This is a genomic window from Hydrocarboniphaga daqingensis (genome assembly GCF_900129825.1).
Taxonomy (GTDB): domain Bacteria; phylum Pseudomonadota; class Gammaproteobacteria; order Nevskiales; family Nevskiaceae; genus Hydrocarboniphaga; species Hydrocarboniphaga daqingensis.
The window spans coordinates 313,731-332,145 of record NZ_FQWZ01000003.1 but is presented as its reverse complement, the minus strand read 5'-3'; the positions used below and the strand labels follow the sequence as shown (position 1 = coordinate 332,145).

Genomic DNA, 18,415 nt, shown 5'->3' with positions numbered 1-18,415 from the left:
CCGAAAGTCTCACTTGGTTGTCCGAAAGTATCATCCAGAGCCGTCGCTGCAAACGCCACCATCGGCCCGTGCCGCGACGAGCGGCGCCTCTACTGCACAGGACTGACCATGACCGACGCCTATATCTACGACCACGTGCGCACGCCGCGCGGCAAGGGCCGCGCCGATGGCGCGCTACACGAGATCACGCCATTGCAGCTGGCCACGCAGGTGCTGCAGGCGCTGCGCGACCGCAGCGCCCTCGACACGCAGCTGATCGACGACGTGGTGATGGGCATCGTCTCGCCGATCGGCGAGCAGGGCGCGGTGCTGCCGCGCCTGGCGGCGCTGGCCGCCGGCTACGGCGATGCGATCCCCGGCGTGCAGGTCAACCGCTTCTGCGCCTCGGGCCTGGAAGCGTTCAACATCGCAGCCGCCAAAGTGATGGCGGGCCAGTCGATGGCCGTCGTCGGCGGCGGCATCGAATCGATGTCGCGCGTGCCGATCGGCTCCGACGGCGGCGCATGGCCGACCGACCCGGCGATCGCGCCGCGCGTGCACTTCGTGCCGCAGGGCATCGGCGCCGACCTGATCGCCACGCTCGACGGCCTGTCGCGTGAAGACGTCGACGCGTATGCCGTCGAGAGCCAGCGCCGCGCCGCACAGGCCTGGGCCGAAAAGCGCTTCGCGCGTTCGATCGTGCCGGTGCGCGACGTGATCGGCGATGTCGTGCTGGATCACGATGAACACATGCGCCCCGGCACCACGCTGGCCGATCTGGGCAAGCTCAAGCCGGCGTTCGAGCAGATGGGCCAGATGGGCGGCTTCGACTCGGTGGCGCAGCAGCGCTATCCGCAAGTCGAGTCGATCCGCCACGTACACACCGGCGGCAATTCCAGCGGCATCGTCGATGGCGCCTGCGCGATCCTGATCGGCAACGCCGACTACGGCCGCGCGACCGGGCTCAAGCCGCGTGCGCGCGTCCGTGCGTTCACGTCGATCGGCTCGGAGCCTTGCATCATGCTGACCGGCCCGGCGCTGGTGACGCAGAAGCTGCTGCGCCAGGCCGGCATGTCGCTGGCCGACATCGACCTGTTCGAAGTCAACGAAGCGTTCGCGTCCGTCGTGCTGCGCTTCATGTCGGCGATGGGCGTGTCCCACGACAAGGTCAACGTCAACGGCGGCGCGATTGCAATGGGCCATCCGCTGGGCGCCACCGGCGCGATCATCGTCGGCACCGCGCTCGACGAACTCGAACGCACCGGCAAGCGCACCGCGCTGTGCACCTTGTGCGTCGGTGCCGGCATGGGCACCGCCGCCATCATCGAACGCGTCTGACGCCAGACAGGAGCCCCAACATGAGCAAGACGCTAACGCTGTCCGTCGACGCCGACGGCATCGCCCTGATCACGATCGACCTGCCCGGCCGACCGATGAACGTGCTGGCACCCGAGTTCAACGCCGATTTCGCCGCTGCCGTGGAGCAGGTCGCCAGCGACGCCGCGATCAAAGGCGCCGTGGTCACCTCCGGCAAGAGCAGCGGCTTCATTGCCGGTGCCGACCTCAAAGACCTGGTCAACGCCTACGACGCCGGCATCACGCCGACGCAGGCCGCGCAAGCCTCGCAGCAGATCAGCAGCCTGTTCCGCCGCATGGAAACCTGCGGCAAGCCGTTTGCCGCTGCGATCAACGGTGTGGCGCTCGGCGGCGGCCTGGAGCTGGCGCTGGCCTGTCACTGGCGCGTGCTCAGCGACGAGCCGAGCACGCAGATCGGCCTGCCCGAAGTCAAAGTCGGCCTGCTGCCCGGTGGCGGCGGCACGCAGCGCCTGCCGCGCCTGATCGGCATTCCGTCGGCTTTGCCGCTGCTGCTGCAAGGCAAGTCGATGCGCCCGGCTGAAGCGCTGAAGCTCGGCGTGGTTCACGCCGTGGCACCGACGGCGGAGCTGGTGCAGCGTGCGCGCGAATGGCTGCTCAGCAAGGCCGACAACGCGGCCGTGCAGCCCTGGGACCGCAAGAACTTCCGCATTCCGGGCGGCGCGGGGCCGATGGCCTCGCATGCACCGCAGACCTTCGTCGCCGGCAACGCGCTGACCTCGTCGATGACGCAGAACAACTACCCGGCGCCGACCGCGATCATGTCCTGCGTGTTCGAAGGCACGCAGTTGCCGATCGACACTGGTCTGCGCATCGAAAGCAAATACTTCGGCAAGCTGCTGGCCGGTCCTGTGGCGCGCAACATGACGCGCACCTTGTTCGTCAACAAGACCGCTGCCGACAAGCTGTCGGCACGTCCGCGTGACGTACCGCGCGGCGCGGTCGCCAAAGTCGGCGTGCTCGGCGCCGGCTTGATGGGCGCCGGCATCGCGCATGTCAGCGCGCAGGCCGGCATCGAGGTGGTATTGCTCGACAACACCCGCGAGCAGGCCGACAACGGCAAGGCCGGCATCGCCAAGATGCAAGCCAAGACGCTGGCCAAGGGCCGCACCACGCAGGCCAAGATCGACGCGCTGCTGGCGCGAATCACGCCGACGGCCGACTACGCCGACCTGCAGGGCTGTGATCTGATCGTCGAAGCGGTGTTCGAACAGCGGCAGATCAAGGCCGACGTGACGCGCAAGGCCGAAGCGGTGATCCCGACCACGGCGGTGTTCGGCAGCAACACCTCGACGCTGCCGATCACCGGGCTGGCCCAAGCCAGCAGCCGGCCGCAGCAGTTCATCGGCCTGCACTTCTTCTCGCCGGTCGAGAAGATGCCGCTGGTCGAGATCATCGTCGGCGAGCAGACCTCGCAGGCGACGATCGCCAAGGCACTGGACTACATCGGCCAGCTGAAGAAGACGCCGATCGTCGTGCACGATTTCCCGGGCTTCTACACCAGCCGCGTGTTCGGCACGTTCGTCCAGGAAGGCCAGCGCATGCTGCTCGACGGCATCGCGCCGGCGCTGATCGAAAACGCAGCCAAGGCAGCCGGCTTCCCGGTCGGCCCGCTGGCCGTGTCGGACGAAGTGACGCTGACGCTGCAGCAGGCGATCGCACGCCAGCACGATGCCGATGGCGTCCCGGTGCAGTACCGCAGCCAGGTCGGCCGCGCGGTCGTCGACAAGATGGTCGACGAACTCAAGCGACCGGGCCGTCGTCAGGGCGCCGGCTTCTACGACTACCCGGCCGACGGCTCACCCAAGCGTCTGTGGCCGGGCCTGGCGCAAGCGTTCCCGCTGGCGCCGCAGCAGCCGGGCGTCGATGAGCTCAAGCAGCGATTCTTGACGATCATGGCGCTGGAGACCGCGCGTTGCGTTGAAGACGGAGTGATCGACAACGCCGCCGACGCTGACATCGGCTCGATCCTCGGCATCGGCTTTCCGCCCTGGACCGGCGGCACGCTGAGCTACATCGACACGCTCGGCGCCGAGCGCTTCGTCGCGCAGTGCCAGGCGCTGGCTGCGGTCCACGGGCCGCGCTTCACGCCGTCGCCTTGGCTGCTGGCACGCGCTGCCAGCGGCACGCGCTTCTACCCGCCGGTCAGCGCCGCCGCGTAAGCGCGGCAGCGGTCGCGCATGTCGGCTATCGTCGGGACCACCTCCCGACGCAACGCCGACATGCGCACCGTGACCTGCACCTATGACCAGCACGCCGAGGCGATGCTGGCGATCTTCAACGACGCGATCCTGAACTCGACCGCGTTGTACGAGTACCAGACGCGCACGATGGCGACGATGCGCAGCTGGTTCGATACCAAGCAGGCCGGCGGCTTTCCCGTGATCGGCGTCGAAGACGAGCGCAGCGGCGCGCTATGCGGCTTTGCCAGCTACGGCACATTCCGCGCGTGGGCCGCGTTCAAGTATTCGGTTGAGCATTCGGTGTACGTGCACCGCGAGCATCGCGGCCAAGGTCTGGCCTTGCAGCTGATGCAGCAGCTGATCGCCATGGCGACCGAGCGCGACGTACATGTGATGGTCGGTGGCGTCGATGTCGACAACACCGCCAGCATCGCGCTGCACCGCAAGCTCGGCTTCGTTCATGCGGGCACGATCACGCAAGCCGGATTCAAGTTCGGGCGCTGGCTGGATCTGGCGTTCTATCAACTGACGCTGCCGACGCCGCGCCAGCCGGTCGACGGCTGACGCCCGTGCGCTGCGCAGTGCCTACAGCGGCTCGCCGGTGACCGAGCGCAGGCTCGGACCCGGACCGGCCACCGCCCGGCGTTGATGCCGGGCGGGCGGCGTCGTGACCGGCCGCAGGCGCTGGCGCCGGACCGTGTCGCGATCGTCATCGACGACCGGCAGACCGAAGCCGTTGCGCCATTCGGGTCCGGCCGGACCTTGCTCGCCGGCACCGTCATCGAACAGCACCTGATCGAAGTTGTACAAGCGCATGGGAGTCGGCCACTCGGAGGAGACCGCAGAGTAGTCAGCCGCAGATGACCCGCTGATGACCGAAGTCAGTGCCGGCTAGCGAATCACCTGATAGCCACGGCCCGACAGGCACTGACGCACGGCACGGGCGCGGGCATCGTCGGCGTCTTCCCCGGGCGCCACGGGCGCATCGCGGCCGGCGTAGGTCTGGCATTCCTTCAGGTCGGTCTTGTAGCGGCCCGAGGCCAGGCCAGAACTCTCGACCATCGGCGTGCTGCGGAAGCAACCGCTGTTGACCAGCGACAGTCCCAATGCAGCGGCCAGCGCCAGGCTGCGGGCCAATAGGGTCGGTGCCGATGCCGGGCGCATCGTCGCGGGTTGCCGCATGGGCTGCTCCTTGGTGGGGGGACTCGATGGTAGCGCGCGCTGCCGCCGGCTCAACACTATGGACGAAGCGGCGGCACGGCGCGGGCGCCATCGTCGACGACATTGCCAAGCCTGGGGACTACACGATGTCTGCCGACCTGCTCGATGACCTGCTGCGCCGCGTCCGACGCCTCGAAGCGATCCACGAGATCGAGCAACTGAAGTACCGCTATCTGCGCGCCTGCGACGCCAAGGACGTGGACGGCTTTCGCGACTGCTTCGTGCGCCAGGGCGCCGACCTCGACTACGGCGTACTGGGCCAGTTCAGCGACCGCGAGCCACTGGTGCAGATCTTCAATCAAGTCGCGCGTCAGCGCGGCGGCGACGGGGCGTGGATCGTCCACGACGTTCACCACGGCCACCATCCGAGCATCGAGCTCGTCGACGACCACACGGCGACCGGACGCTGGACGCTGGGCTTCGTCACGCTGCACCAGACGCCGGGCTTCTACACGCAGGCGTCGATGGAGTACCACGACCGCTACGTGATCGAGGACGGCCGCTGGAAGATCCAGACCTCGCATGCCAAGCCGCTGACCAGCATCACCACGCCGCTGCCGGCCGGCTTGATGCTCGGCCCCGGCCCATCGGCCTGAGGCCTCGCGGCCGCCGCGCCGCTTAGCGCAGCACCAGCCCGGCGGCGTAGGCCGCCGTGCCGAGCAAGCCGGCCTGCGGATGCAGGATCACTTGCGTCGGAATGCGCTGGAGGATCGCACCGTGGCGGCCCTTGTCCTCGAAGCGGCGGCGAAAGCCGCCGGCCTCGATCCACGGCAGCAGCTTCTGCGTGACGCCACCCGGCAGCAGCACGCCGTCCCAGGCACCGAAGGCCATCGCCACATCGCCGGCAAACGCGCCGAGCAGTTCGGCGAACACTTGCAGCGTGCGCGCGGCCGGGCCTTGCGGATCGCGCTCAGCCGCAGCGCTGATCTGCGGCGGCGTCAGCGGGTCGGCCGGCAGTCCGTCCACGGCGCGGACGGCGTCGTACAGGTTGACCAGCCCGGTGCCGGAGATCAGCCGCTCGGCCGACACGCGGCCAAAGCGCGGCAGCAGCACGCGTAGCAGTTCTAGTTCGTAGGCCGTGCCCGGCGCAAAGCCGACATGCCCGCCTTCGGATTCGATGACGACGCTGCGGCCGCGCTCGACGATCACGCCGCCGACACCCAGGCCGGTGCCAGGGCCAACCACCGCGTAGCAGCGCCGCTCGCCGGCGCCGGCCGTCGGCGACGGCGCGCGCGCCACGTTGCCGATGGTCTGCAGATCGGCGTCGTGCAGCACCGGCAGCACGCTGGCCATCGCCGTGAAGTCGTTGATCACGTCGAGCGCATCAAGCCGCAATTGCGCGCCGAGTTCGCGGATCGAGAACGCCCACGGGTTGTTGGTGATCTTGACCGCATCGCCGGTCACGGCCGAGGCCACCGCGAACACCGCGCGGCTTGGTCTTGCCTCGACGCCCGGCAGCTGACCGAGATAATGCTCGACCGCGTCGCGCAAGCTGGCGAAATCGGCCGTGGCGACGGCCTGCTGATACCGCAGCGGCGGCTGCGCGGCGCCGGGCTCGGTCAGCGCAAAGCGGGCGTTGGTACCACCGATGTCGGCCACCAGCAGGGATGGGTTGCGCATTGCGGTCGTGCGGGAGAGGGCCTGAGAGGCGGCCACGCTAGGCGGCGCGGCGCGGCGCTGTCAACGCGGGCTACACTCGCGCACCTTCCGCGTCTCTCGCCGATGCACACGATGTCCCCTGCCGCCGATCTGCGCGTGCTGTCGATCATCCCGCCGATGACGCAGCTGAACACGCCCTACCCGTCCACCGCCTACCTGACCGGCTTCCTGCGCGGCAACGGCGTCGCCGCGGTGCAGGCGGACCTGGCGCTGGCGCTGGTGCTGGAATTGTTCAGCGTCGCTGGACTGGACCGGATCAAGGCCTGCATCGATGCACTGCCGGCCGCTGCGATCACGCCGCGTGTCGATGCGTTTCGCCAGCAGTTCCCGGCGTATCGCGCGACGATCGCGCCGACGATCGCGTTTCTGCAGAGCACCGATCCGACGATCGCGCACCGCATCGTCAGCCGCCGCTTCCTGCCGGAAGGACCGCGCTTTGCCTCGCTCGATGTCTACGTCGACGATGACGGCGGCGACCCGCTGGCCTGGGCCTTCGGCGCGCTCGGCCTGCACGATCGCGCACGGCATCTGGCGACGCTGTACCTGAACGACCTCGCCGACGTGCTGCGCGACGCGGTCGACCCGCGCTTCGAATTCGTCCGCTATGCCGAGTCGCTGGCGATGAGCCAGCCGAGCTTCGATCCGCTGGCCTGCGCACTGGACGCGCCGTACACGCTGGTCGACGAGATCCTGCATGGGCTGACATGCGATGCGATCACCACGCATCAGCCACGCGTCGTGCTGATTTCGGTGCCGTTTCCGGGCGCGGTCTACGCGGCGTTCCGGATCGCGCAGACGATCAAGCGGCAGCAGCCCGAGATCATCACCGTGCTCGGCGGTGGCTACGTCAACACCGAGCTGCGCGAGCTGGCCGAGCCGCGCGTGTTCGACTACTTCGACTATGTGACGCTCGATGCCGGCGAGCGGCCGCTGCTGAACCTGCTGGCGCATTGGCGCGGCGAGCGCGAGCGCAGCGCGCTAGTGCGCACCTTCGTCCGCGATCCTGACAGCGGCGCGGTGCAGTACCTGGATTCGCGCGAGCCGGACATCGCGTTCAACCACGTCGGCACGCCGACCTGGGACGGCCTGCCGCTGCGCCGTTACCTGTCGCTGCTGGACATGCTCAATCCGATGCACCGTCTGTGGTCGGACGGCCGCTGGAACAAGCTGACGGTCGCGCACGGCTGCTACTGGAAGCAATGCAGCTTCTGCGACGTCAGCCTCGATTACATCTCGCGCTACGACGCCGCATCGGCGACGACGCTGGTCGACCGCATCGAAGCCATCGTCGCCGAAACCGGCCAGACCGGCTTTCACTTCGTCGACGAAGCCGCGCCGCCGAAAGTGCTCAAGGCGCTCGCGCAGGAGCTGATCCGCCGCGGCGTGTCGATCAGCTGGTGGGGCAACATCCGCTTCGAAAAGAGCTTCAATCCGGAGCTGTGCCAGCTGCTGGCCGACAGCGGCTGCATCGCGATCTCGGGCGGGCTGGAAGTCGCGTCCGACCGGCTGCTGAAGCTGATGAAGAAAGGCGTCAGCGTCGAGCAAGTGGCGCGGGTGACGCGCGCGTTCACCGAGGCCGGCGTGCTGGTCCACGCGTATCTGATGTACGGCTTCCCGACGCAGACGGTGCAGGACACCGTGGATGCGCTCGAATACGTGCGCCAGCTGTTCGAGGAAGGCTGCCTGCAATCGGGCTACTTCCATCGCTTCACCTGCACCGTGCACTCGCCGGTCGGCCAGAACCCGGACGAATACGGCGTGCGTCTGGTACCGCCGCCGGCCGGCACGTTCGGCAAGAACGACATCGCGTTCATCGACCCGACCGGCGTCGACCACGACCGCCTCGGCGTTGCGCTGAACAAGGCGCTGTACAACTACATGCACGGCATCGCGCTGGATCAGGACGTCCGCGCCTGGTTCGACATCAAGGTGCCGCGGCCCAAGGTGGCACGCGACGTGATCGCGCGCGCGCTGGGCTAGCCGCGCGGCGGCGTCAGCGGCCGAAGCGCAGCAGCGCGAACGCCGCCGTCGTCTCGAAGTCGGTCTGCTGCTCCAGCGCCGCGCGACGCTCGGGCCGCGCCTTCCACACATACGGCGTCATCGCCAGCAACTGGCGCAGCGCGGTGTTGTCCAGCCGCAGCGACGCCTCGACCTGCTGCTGCGCCAGCAGCGTGAATCCCGCGGCGATGAAGCCGTCGACGAACTTGTCGGGCTCGTGCGCGCGCACCTCATCGAACAAGCCGGCGCGCAGGCTCCACAGATGCGTCGGCGCCGGCGTGACCACCAGCACCTGTCCACCAGGCCGCAGCGCGCGGTGCATTTCGGCCACGTGCAGCTGCGTGAACAGGCAGGTGATCAGGTCGAGCGTGCCGTCGGCCACCGGCAGCGCGGCGCCGCTGGCGACCAGCCAGGTAATGCCGGCGCTGCGATGACGGCGCGCGGCAAGCTGGATGCCGGGCTTGGCGATGTCCAAGCCGATCACGGCCGGCGCGCCGGGGGCCTGTGGGAAGGCTTGCGTGTACCAGCCTTCGCCGCAGCCCAGGTCCAACACCGAGCGCGCGCCGGCAGCGCCGATCTGCGCCAGCACCGCGTCGCGCAGCGGCGCGTAATGCCCTGCTTCCAGGAACGCGCGTCGCGCGGCCAGCGACTCGGCGCTGTCACCGGGGTCGGTGCTGTGCTTGTGCTGCACCGGCAGCAGGTTGACGTAGCCGTCGCGCGCGACGTCGAAGCAATGTCCGGCCGCGCAGCGCCAGACCTTGGGCTGGCAGTCGAGCATCTGGCGACACAGCGGGCAGATCAGCACGGGACGGGCATGGCATCGGGCAAGGGCGCGCAGCCTAGCGGGTCGCCGACCGGCACTCCAGCCGCTGCCGCAGCGGCAATTGACCGCACCCACGGGCGGGCGGATCATCCGCCGCCTCACGTATCGCGGCGCCGCCGACCGGCAACCGCCGCACCGAGGTCCACTGCCATGTCCGCCGCTGCCGCCGCACCGTCCGTCCCCACGCCCTCGATCGCCGAGTTGGCCGACGGACTCAAACGCGCCGGCCACGTGTTTCTGCAGGGCGCGGCGATGCAGCCGCTGCTGCAGGCCGAGCGAGCGCTGGACGACTGGCCCGCGTTTGTCGCCGCCTGGGACGGCATGCCGCTGGACACCTACATGGCCGACGGCGGCCGTTACCGGCGCCGGCTGTACGCGGTCTACCAGGCCGATGCCGGCGGTATCGAGCGCGCGGCCCATCAGCCGCATTTCCAGGGGCTGGAGTACAACCCGCTCAACGGCAACGTCGCACGCTGGTTCGAGCCGATCGCTGACGCCGTCGGCAGCGGCGCGACGATGCACGCCGTGCTCGGCTTCTGTCACCGGCTGTTCGGCTCGCTGGCGCCGGCCGTGAACCGCTGGCACGTCGAAGTGCATCAGTTCCGGATCGAAGCGGCGGCCGGCGAAGCCGGCAAGCCGACGCCCGAAGGCGTGCACCGCGACGGCGTCGACTACGTGCTGGTGCTGCTGGTGCGCCGCCACAACATCGCCAGCGGCACGACGACGATCCACACGCCGGCCGGCGACGATCTGGGCAGCTTCACGCTGACGCAGCCGTTCGACGCGACGCTGGTCGATGATCACCGCGTCTACCACGGCGTGACGCCGGTCGAGCCGATCGACCCGCAGCAGCCGGCGTTCCGCGACGTGCTGGTGGTGACGTTCCGCGCGGCCTGATCCGCGCGATACCGGGCGACGGCCTACGGCAAGCAGACGAGGCCAGCCCGGCAGCGAGGCATCAGGCTGGCAGCCGTCATCCCTGCCTGGCGCCATCTCATGACCCGTTCCGCCTTCAGCCCGCTGACGATTGGCCCGCTGACGCTGCGCAACCGCTTCATCAAGTCCGCGACCAACGAGGGCATGGCGCCGGGCGGCATCCCCAGCCGGGCACTGGTCGAACACCACCGCGCGATCGCAGCCGGTGGCGCGGCGATGACCACGGTTGCGTACTGCGCGGTCAGTGCTGACGGCCGCACGTTCGAAGACCAGATCCACCTGCATCGCGGCATCCTGCCGCACTTGCGCGCGTTGACCGATGCCGTCCACGCGCACGGCGCCGCGGCTTGCGCGCAGATCACGCACGGCGGCGCATTCACGTTCCTCAAGCAGTTGTCGACGCGCTATCCGCTGAGCGCGTCGGGCGGCTTCAACGCCGTCGGTGTCGTCAGCGGACGGCTGTTGCGCACGCAGATGGATGCAGCGCAAATGGAGCTGGTGACGCAGCAATTCGTCGACGGTGCGCAGCTGGCCGTCGAGGCCGGCTTCGACGCCGTCGAACTGCACATGGGCCACGGCTATCTGCTGAGCCAGTTCCTGTCGCCCGGCTACAACAAGCGCCGCGACGGCTACGGCGGCGATGCGGTCGCCCGCGCGCGCTTTCCGGCGCAGATTCTGCGCCGCGTGCTCGACGCGGTCGGCACCCGCGTCGCGGTGACCTGCAAGATCGGCGTCGATGAGGGCTTTCGCAAAGGCGGTACGGCCGAAGATGCTGCGGCGATTGCACGCGTGCTCGAGCGCGAGGGCGCGCATCTGCTGGTGCTCAGCGGCGGCATGAACGTCGAATCGCCGTGGGCGATCTTCGGCAGCCCGATGCCGCGCGAAGCGGTCGAAAACATGCAGAACACCGTGGTCAAGCTGTCGACGCGGCTGATGCGGCTGATCGAGCCCAAGGTGCAGTTCAAGCCGCTGTACTTGCGCGAGCACTCGCTGAAAGTCCGCAGTGCGGTGTCGATGCCGCTGGCATATCTGGGCGGTGCGCAGTCGATGGACGCGGTCGAACAGATCATGGCCGACGGCTTCGATGCGGTGACGATGGGACGTGCGCTGATCCACGACGCGCGCCTGGTGCAGCGCTTCGCCGACGGCAGCACACGCGTGTCGGGCTGCACCGCCTGCAATCGCTGCGTGGTGTCGATGTACACGCCGGCCGGCACGCACTGCGTGATCGGCCCGGCGCCCGATGCCTCGCTCAATGCGATGCCGGCCGTCTGACCTGCCCTACGTCGAATAGACGAAGCCCCTGCGGCGTCGCGGTTCTACCGTCCACGGACATGATGGCGGGGATGTCGATGGGCAGCGACGCAACTCAGGCAGTGATCTCGGGCCAGGCCTGGGACGAATTCTGCGACGCGCTCAAGCGCGCCGGCCAACAAGTGCTGCGTGCCGAAACGCCGGCCACCGAGCTCGATCGCGCCGAGGGCTGGCGCTATCTGACGCGGCTGCTGCGGATCGGCCTGGAAATGCATCTGGAATTCGCCGATCCGGATTTCCCCGGCTTTTTCGCGCCGTCGCACGAAACCGGCAAAATCGGCGCCGACAACCCCGACAATCTGTACATGATGGCGCGCATCAACGGCGCGCATGGCTATCGCATCCGCGGCACGCGCGGCAGCGTGTCGTATCTGTCGATCGGCACGCAGAAAGGCGGCTACGAGACCGACGGCAAGATGGAGCAGACCGGCTTCATCGACGTGGCCGATCTGCAACTCGACGGCGCCGACGGTCGCTTCGAGATCGTGCTCAGTGACGTGCGTCCTGCCGATGCGCGCAACTGGTTGCGGATCGAAGCCGCCAGCAACGCGGTGATCGTGCGCCAGACGTTCATGGACCGCTCGCAGGAGCGCCCCGCGCAACTGACGATCGAACGGCTGCACAAGGACGCCGCGCCCGCGCCGCTAAGCGCTGCGCGTCTGACGCAGGGCTTGGGCAACGCAACACGCTTCGTCGAAGGCACCGCGCAGCTGTTCGCGAACTGGGCGCAGAGCTATCTGCCGCATGTCAATCAACTGCCGCTGGCCGACCAAGCGCTGTGTCAGCGCGTCGGCGGCGACCCGAACATCCTGTACTACCACTCGGCCTGGCAGCTGGCGCCGGACGAGGCGCTGGTGATCCATGTGGCGCGCGTGCCCGACTGCCGCTTCTGGAATCTGCAGATCAACAACTGGTGGATGGAATCGCTCGACTATCGTCATCAGCGCATCCATCTGAACAAGCACAGTGCGCAGCTCGACGCCGATGGCGGCGTGACGATGGTGCTGTCGCATCGCGACCCCGGCCACGCGAACTGGCTGCACACCACCGGTCACGACATCGGCACGATGTGCCTGCGCTGGGTCGGTGCTGCCGAGCCCGTGCATCCGACCACGCGCGTCGTTCGACTCGGCGCCCAAGGAGAATGGCTCTGATGACGACCCCCACCGCGATCGGCGCCTTTGCCGTCGACGCCCTGCTGGCCGAAGCACGCAGCAGCACCGGCGGCCTGGACGATTTCGGCGATGCGCGCTTCATGCCGGCGCTGCATCGCTTGTGCGAGTCGCTGGAACGTGAGGCCAAGCTGTCGCCGACCGGCGTCTATCTGATGCGAACCAAGCTGATCAGTCAGCTGGTCAATCGGCTGCGGCTTGAAGACTATTTCAAACAGCATCCGGAGATCGCCAACGAGGTGATCGCCGCGCCGGTGGTGATCGTCGGCCTGCCGCGAACCGGGACAACCAAGCTGCACCGCCTGCTGTCGCGCGACCCACGCTTTCACTGGATGGCGTGGTGGGAGTCGATCTACCCGGTGCCGTTTGCCGGCGAGACACTGCAGCAGCCGTCGGCACGGATCGCACAAGCGCGCAGCGACGTGCAGGCGATGACCACGGCGATGCCGAAGCTGACCGCGATCCATCCGATGGACGCCGACGCGGCCGACGAAGAAGTGATGCTGATGGAGCACTCGTTCCTGTCGGCGTTCAATGCCTATGCCGACGTGCCGAGCTACATGCAGTGGATGGATGCGCAGGACCAGCGTCCGGCCTACGCCTTCCTGAAGCGGATGCTGCAGTTCCTGCAGTGGCAGAAGCGGCAGCGCGGCATCACGGCTGAACGCTGGGTACTGAAAGCACCGCACCACTTGCTGCGCATGGGGGTGCTACTCGACGAGTTCCCTGGTGCTCGGGTAATCCAGACGCATCGCGATCCCAAGTCGAGCATTCCATCGATCGCCAGCTTCATCCATGCGCTGTGGTGCATTTACAGCGACAACGCCAGCGCCGCCGCGGCCGGCCGCGAATGGAATGACCTGATGCGTCGCGCGCTGCTGCACACGATGCAGATACGCGATCAGCGCGGCGCCGAGGCGTTCTGCGACGTGCGCTTCATCGACACCGTGAAGCGGCCGATGGAGGTCGTGAGCCAGGTCTACGCGTTCCTGGGCCAGGATCTACCGCCGGCCATCGCCGAGACGATGCGCCATTGGCTGGTCGAAGACGAGAAGTCACACCAGGGCGGCCACGATTACACCGCTGCGCAGTTCGGCTTGTCCGACGCGCAGATCGAGCAGGACTTCGCCGCGTACATCGCGCGGCATCTGGGCTGAGCACCACGCCGGCCCGGCACGCATCACATAACGAAACCAACGAGGAGCGCTGCGCCATGCTGCTGAGAGACAAGGTCGTCGTCATTTCCGGCATCGGGCCGGGCCTGGGCGTCAAGCTCGCGATCGAAGCGGCGCGTGAAGGCGCGCGTGGCGTGGTCTGTGCGGCACGCACCGCCGACAAGCTCGACGATGCCGAGGCGCGGATCAAAGCGCTGGGTGTCGACACGCAGGTGCTGAAGATCGTCACCGACATCAGCGACCGCAGCCAGTGTGACCGCCTGGTCGAGACGACGCTGAAGACCTTCGGCCGCATCGATGCGCTGGTCAACAGCGCGTTCGTGCACGGCGACTTCGACCACGCATCGACCGCCAACCTCGACCGCTGGGCCGACGTGTTCAACGTCAACCTGCTCGGCACGCTGAAGCTGACGCAAGCGGTGCTGCCGGGCATGCAGCAGCGCAAGTCCGGCGCGGTGGTAATGATCAACACGATGGCCGCACGCAAAGTGCCGTCGGTGCCCGAAGCCGGCTACGCCGCGAGCAAGGGCGCATTGGCAACCTCGGTGAAGTTCCTCGCCAACGAAGTCGGCAAGGACAACATCCGCGTCAACTCGATCCACATGGGCTGGATGTGGGGCGCGCCGGTGGAAGGCTACATGGTGATGCAGGCACAGCAGACCGGCGTGCCGCTGGACGAACTCAAGGCGCAGGTGTCCAAGGACATCCCGCTGGGCCGCATCGTCACCGACGACGAATGCGCGCGGGCCGCGCTGTTCCTGGTATCGGACTACGCCAGTGCGATCACCGGCGCGGCACTCGACTGCAACGGCGGCATGTACATGCCCTGAGTGGGCGCGCCATGGAAAAGCTGATCTATCTGCTATGGCGACCGGTCGACATCGACGCGCAGAGTTGGGCGGAGGGCTTGCGGCACAGCGCGCCATCGCTGAAGCCGCTGCTGCGCTCGCTGAAGTTCAACCTGCAGGACGCCGATGTCGCCCCGGCATCGGCGCTGCGCCGTGTCTCGTCGGCATCGCCGCCCGATGCGATCGCGCAAGTCTGGGTCGATACCGCGATCGACTCGCGGCGCGCGCCGCTGGACGCGGCACTGCTGGCCCACAGCGCCCGCATCGCGGCCTATCTGGTCACCGAGTCGCAGCCGCTGGTGAATCAGCGCCACCCCGCGCAGCGCGGCGAACGGACGACGGGCTTTGCGCAGATGGCGCTGCTGAAGCGGCCGGCGCGACTCGACGTGGCGCAGTGGCTGTCGATCTGGCACGGGCATCACACGGCGGTGGCGATCGAGACGCAATCGACGTTCGAGTACATCCAGAACGTCGTGGCGCGCACGCTGACGCCTGACGCGCCGCACTACGACGCCTTCGTCGAAGAATGTTTCCCAGCGGCGGCAATGACCGATCCTCTGGTGTTTTTTGATGCGGCCGGTGACGGCGAGCGGTTCCAGCACAATCTCGACCGGATGATGGACAGCGTCCATCGCTTCATCGACATGGACCAACTCGACGTGCTGCCGACCAGTCAGTACTGCTGCTGAAGCGGCGCGGCGCCGAGCCCGGCGCCGCTGCTACGACCAGCCTTGCCGGATCAGGTCTGCCACAGCGCGCTGGCGCCGGCGTCGGTCGCCGACAGCAAGCGGTTCAGCAGCGACTTCAGCACTTCGCCTTCGCCGGGGCCCAGCCGCTCCAGCAACTGCGACTCGACCGCCTTGGCGGCCGAGATGATCCGCAACGCGCAAGCGCGGCCTTCCAGCGTCAGCTCGAAGGCCTTGCCGTCGCTGCCGTCCAGCGTCTGTGCCAGGCCGCGGCCGATCAGCGACTGCAGCGCCGAGCTGCTGTGGTCGTCGAGCACGCCCGCCATGCCGGCGTCGAGTTCGCTGGCCGACAGATCGTGCTTCAGCGTCAGCGTCGACAGCAGATAGAATTCTTCGTCGCTGAGCCCTTCGTGATCCAGATGCGAGCGGATCTTGCTGAAGAACTGGTGGTGACTGCGGCCGAGCAGATAGCCGAGAAAGTCTTCGTTGAAGCTGCCGGCCAGATAGGCACTGCGCGGCTTCAAGCTGTCGTCGCGGCGCGTCGCGTGCGCATAGCGGCCGCTGTGATAGACCAGCGGAGCCGACTCGGCGCGCTCGAACTTCAGCACTTGCCCGACCAAGATCACGTGATCGCCGCCTTCGTACTGGAACGCGGTGCGGCATTCGAAGCGCGCGGTACAGCCACGCAGCAGCGGAATGCCGTCCGGCCCGGTGTCGAGTTCCAGACCGGCGAACTTGTCGACGCCGCGCTTGGCGAAGCGCGACGACAGCGGCTCCTGATCGGCCGCCAGTACGTGCACGGCCCAATGGGTCGCCGCACGGAACGCCGGCAGACTGGCCGAGGTTTCGGCCAGGCTCCACAGCACCAGCGGCGGATTCAGCGATACCGAGTTGAAGCTGTTGGCGGTCAGGCCGACTTTATTACCGTCGGCATCCAGCGTGGTGATGATGGTGACGCCGGTAGCGAAGCTACCCAGCGCCCGACGGAACTCCGTCGCATCGAATGTTTCGGTCTGGCTCATTTCCATAGCATGCATGGAACGGGCGATTTGCGCAGCCGAAGTCGCGGGAGTGTCCATCGGGTCGGGCTCTGTGGGACTAGAAGTTGTATTTGGCCGAGAACGAAACGTTGTCGCGGTCCTGGATCGGCCGCAGCTTGGTGTCCGCCGAGCCGATGTAGGCGTTGTAGGCCATACCCAGCGTCAGCGCCTGCAGCCGCGTGAAGTTGACGCCGACGCTGGCGCGGTAGTCGCCAGGGCCGTTGAGCTGACCAAAGCCGCCGAGCAGCGAGCTCTGGCCGTTGATGACGCCGGACATGATGATCGGGAAGTTCACGTCCCAGGCCGGGAATACGTTCTTCTTGTCGATCAGCACGATCATCTGTGCCGCCGAGGCGTCACGCGTGTTGGTGAAGTCGCGGCGGCAGCTGTCGGGCGTCGCGGCGCAAGCCTGCTGATGCGAAAACACGTTGTTGTAGCCCACCTCGCCGACCAGCGTCAGCGTGTCCCAGAACCAGCGCGGACCGATCGTGTACAAGCCGGAGAACTGGATCTGGCCAACATTGCCGCGCACCGGCGTCGGGATCGGACCCTGGATGCCGCCGTCGGCGTCGACCAGCACCGGCGTGCCCTCGCGGTACGTCAGGTCCATACCGATGTTGGCACCGAACAACGAGGTCGACAGGCTCAGCGCCGTCATGTCGACGCCGTCGAAGTAGCGGATGTTGTAGGTCGTCGGCACCAGCAGGCCTAGATCGCCGGTCGAAATCAGCGGATTGCCATTGGGGCCGACCAGCAGCGGCGCGCTGCCGTAGTTCTGCACGGGCGCCGGGTTGGTGTCGTGATAGCGCAGGCGGAACGCACCGACGTTCGTCGTCGGCGTCAGCTGGTACTTGATACCGACGCTGTACTGGCCGTGTGCGCTCGGGCGGATATCGCCCTGACGAATCACGTTGATGAACCGCGGCTGGTTCGGCTGCGGAATCAGCGCCAACGGAATCGGCACATCGGGCAGCAAGCTGTCGAGGTTGTTGAACAGCGTGGTCAGCGCCGCTCCGGCCGGCAGCTCGGTGTTCAAGAAGCCGGCGGCGGTCTGCAGCAGCTGTATGGTGTCGGTCGAGAACAGGTTGGTGTTCTGGTAGTTGCCGAAGAACAGCGGATTGCGCAGGCCGTAGATGAATTCGGCACCGGGGCCGACAACGTCCGCCGGCGAGAAGAATTCGCCGACCGGATACAGTTCGGTGTGCTTGAACTGCAGCTTGTACTGGCCCACTAAGCTGACCCGGTCATTCAGCGACAGCTGCGCACTGATCTGGTTGACCGGCAGCAGGATGCTCTTGACGTCGGCGCCGGGGATCGCCGCCTTGGTCGCATCGGCCGGCGCCTGTGCAAACGAAATACCGCTGAAAAACAGGCTTTCGCCGTACGCAGCGATATGCCGGCCGACACGCACGTTCAGTGCTGCGCTTTCGCCCAGATACCAGCTGCCGTAGACATAGGCGTCGAGGAAACGCGCACGACGGCCGTCACGGTAGCGCGCGTCGTTGCTGAACTCGTTGACCTCGCCTTCGGTCTTGTTGATCGTGTCCGGCGAATTGTTGTCGTTGCGCTTGCGATAGGCACGGTCATAGAACACGTCGCCGCGCAGCACCAGACCGAAGTCATCACGGGCGAAGTTCAGCTCGCCGAGCAGCGTCATGCGGTTGTTGATCAGCGAGCCCTTGTTGAAGTTTTGGCTGCCGTCGTCGAAGTTGAACTGCGACACCTTCAGAAAATCGGCGACCGGGATTTCGGGAGGCGGCGGCGGATTGGTGATGCCGTTGGAAGGCGACTCGACGCGCATCGCCGTCGAATAGGTCGCCGACAGCTGCGAATCCATCTCGATGCCCCAGAAGCTGTAAGCGTTGGCTGCACCGCTGTAGCTCAGCGCCGTCCCCACGCACGCCAAACCCGCCTGCCAGCGCTGGCGCACACGACGCGCAGCCAGTTGCTCCCCATTCAACATTCCCATCGCACGGTCTCCGGTCGTCCGCTTGAGCGGACCTGTTG

General features: G+C 67.4%; 17 protein-coding genes. 11 read left to right on the top strand and 6 right to left on the bottom strand.

The features are described 5' to 3' along the window. The first annotated feature begins 108 nt into the window (after window positions 1-108). From BUB09_RS07475 to BUB09_RS07465, 3 genes are read left to right on the top strand one after another with little or no spacing between them, the layout of a single operon-like run. Complete coding sequence (locus BUB09_RS07475; protein ID WP_072896233.1) at window positions 109-1,317, top strand: acetyl-CoA C-acetyltransferase; 1,209 nt, start codon at window positions 109-111, stop codon at window positions 1,315-1,317. Between the two features lie 20 nt (window positions 1,318-1,337). Then, entirely contained in the window at window positions 1,338-3,515 is a 2,178-nt protein-coding gene (locus BUB09_RS07470) for a 3-hydroxyacyl-CoA dehydrogenase NAD-binding domain-containing protein (protein WP_072896231.1), read from the top strand. A gap of 60 nt (window positions 3,516-3,575) precedes the next feature. After that, complete coding sequence (locus BUB09_RS07465) at window positions 3,576-4,100, top strand: GNAT family N-acetyltransferase (RefSeq protein ID WP_084083238.1); 525 nt, start codon at window positions 3,576-3,578, stop codon at window positions 4,098-4,100. Window positions 4,101-4,121: 21 nt separating this feature from the next. On the opposite strand, the gene BUB09_RS07460 is transcribed toward BUB09_RS07465, so the two are convergent. Both BUB09_RS07460 and BUB09_RS07455 read right to left on the bottom strand, forming a co-directional pair. Beyond that, window positions 4,122-4,352 (bottom strand): hypothetical protein, encoded by a 231-nt coding sequence (locus tag BUB09_RS07460; RefSeq protein WP_072896228.1) that lies wholly within the window; start codon window positions 4,350-4,352, stop codon window positions 4,122-4,124. 75 nt (window positions 4,353-4,427) lie between these two features. After that, complete coding sequence (locus BUB09_RS07455) at window positions 4,428-4,718, bottom strand: hypothetical protein (protein ID WP_072896226.1); 291 nt, start codon at window positions 4,716-4,718, stop codon at window positions 4,428-4,430. Between the two features lie 125 nt (window positions 4,719-4,843). On the opposite strand from BUB09_RS07455, the gene BUB09_RS07450 reads away from it, so the two are divergent. Continuing rightward, a complete protein-coding gene (locus BUB09_RS07450) occupies window positions 4,844-5,353 on the top strand; it encodes a nuclear transport factor 2 family protein (RefSeq protein ID WP_072896674.1) in 510 nt (169 codons plus the stop codon). 22 nt (window positions 5,354-5,375) lie between these two features. On the opposite strand, the gene glk is transcribed toward BUB09_RS07450, so the two are convergent. Further along, window positions 5,376-6,377, bottom strand: coding sequence for a glucokinase (glk, locus tag BUB09_RS07445; protein WP_072896225.1), 1,002 nt, complete (start codon window positions 6,375-6,377; stop codon window positions 5,376-5,378). 111 nt (window positions 6,378-6,488) lie between these two features. On the opposite strand from glk, the gene BUB09_RS07440 reads away from it, so the two are divergent. Next, window positions 6,489-8,396: a B12-binding domain-containing radical SAM protein gene (locus tag BUB09_RS07440; RefSeq protein WP_139250171.1), complete on the top strand. Its 1,908-nt coding sequence runs from the start codon at window positions 6,489-6,491 to the stop codon at window positions 8,394-8,396. Between the two features lie 13 nt (window positions 8,397-8,409). Here the strand turns inward: BUB09_RS07440 and BUB09_RS07435 are convergent, their stop codons facing one another. Next, entirely contained in the window at window positions 8,410-9,219 is an 810-nt protein-coding gene (locus BUB09_RS07435) for a putative RNA methyltransferase (protein ID WP_217650259.1), read from the bottom strand. A gap of 168 nt (window positions 9,220-9,387) precedes the next feature. Between BUB09_RS07435 and BUB09_RS07430 the strand changes: the two genes are divergently transcribed. The 6 genes from BUB09_RS07430 (at window position 9,388) to BUB09_RS07405 (ending at window position 15,371) form a co-directional block, all read left to right on the top strand. Further along, window positions 9,388-10,134: a 2OG-Fe dioxygenase family protein gene (locus tag BUB09_RS07430; protein WP_084083236.1), complete on the top strand. Its 747-nt coding sequence runs from the start codon at window positions 9,388-9,390 to the stop codon at window positions 10,132-10,134. Between the two features lie 99 nt (window positions 10,135-10,233). Then, window positions 10,234-11,448, top strand: coding sequence for an NADH:flavin oxidoreductase (locus tag BUB09_RS07425; protein ID WP_072896220.1), 1,215 nt, complete (start codon window positions 10,234-10,236; stop codon window positions 11,446-11,448). A 71-nt stretch (window positions 11,449-11,519) separates the two neighbouring features. Then, window positions 11,520-12,641 carry a DUF1214 domain-containing protein gene (locus BUB09_RS07420; protein ID WP_217650258.1) on the top strand — a complete coding sequence of 374 codons (1,122 nt, stop codon included), beginning with the start codon at window positions 11,520-11,522 and terminating at the stop codon, window positions 12,639-12,641. Continuing rightward, the gene (locus BUB09_RS07415) at window positions 12,641-13,816 is read left to right on the top strand and encodes a sulfotransferase family protein (RefSeq protein WP_072896668.1); all 1,176 of its coding nucleotides are present in this window, start codon (window positions 12,641-12,643) and stop codon (window positions 13,814-13,816) included. The genes BUB09_RS07420 and BUB09_RS07415 overlap by 1 nt, the downstream gene beginning before the upstream one ends. A 56-nt stretch (window positions 13,817-13,872) precedes the next feature. Beyond that, a complete protein-coding gene (locus tag BUB09_RS07410; RefSeq protein WP_072896218.1) occupies window positions 13,873-14,664 on the top strand; it encodes an SDR family oxidoreductase in 792 nt (263 codons plus the stop codon). 11 nt (window positions 14,665-14,675) lie between these two features. Next, complete coding sequence (locus tag BUB09_RS07405) at window positions 14,676-15,371, top strand: EthD domain-containing protein (protein WP_072896216.1); 696 nt, start codon at window positions 14,676-14,678, stop codon at window positions 15,369-15,371. A gap of 50 nt (window positions 15,372-15,421) precedes the next feature. Here the strand turns inward: BUB09_RS07405 and BUB09_RS07400 are convergent, their stop codons facing one another. Both BUB09_RS07400 and BUB09_RS07395 read right to left on the bottom strand, forming a co-directional pair. Further along, window positions 15,422-16,390, bottom strand: coding sequence for a flavin reductase (locus tag BUB09_RS07400; RefSeq protein ID WP_072896666.1), 969 nt, complete (start codon window positions 16,388-16,390; stop codon window positions 15,422-15,424). A gap of 76 nt (window positions 16,391-16,466) precedes the next feature. After that, window positions 16,467-18,377: a DUF1302 domain-containing protein gene (locus tag BUB09_RS07395; protein WP_175550129.1), complete on the bottom strand. Its 1,911-nt coding sequence runs from the start codon at window positions 18,375-18,377 to the stop codon at window positions 16,467-16,469. Window positions 18,378-18,415: the final 38 nt, after the last annotated feature.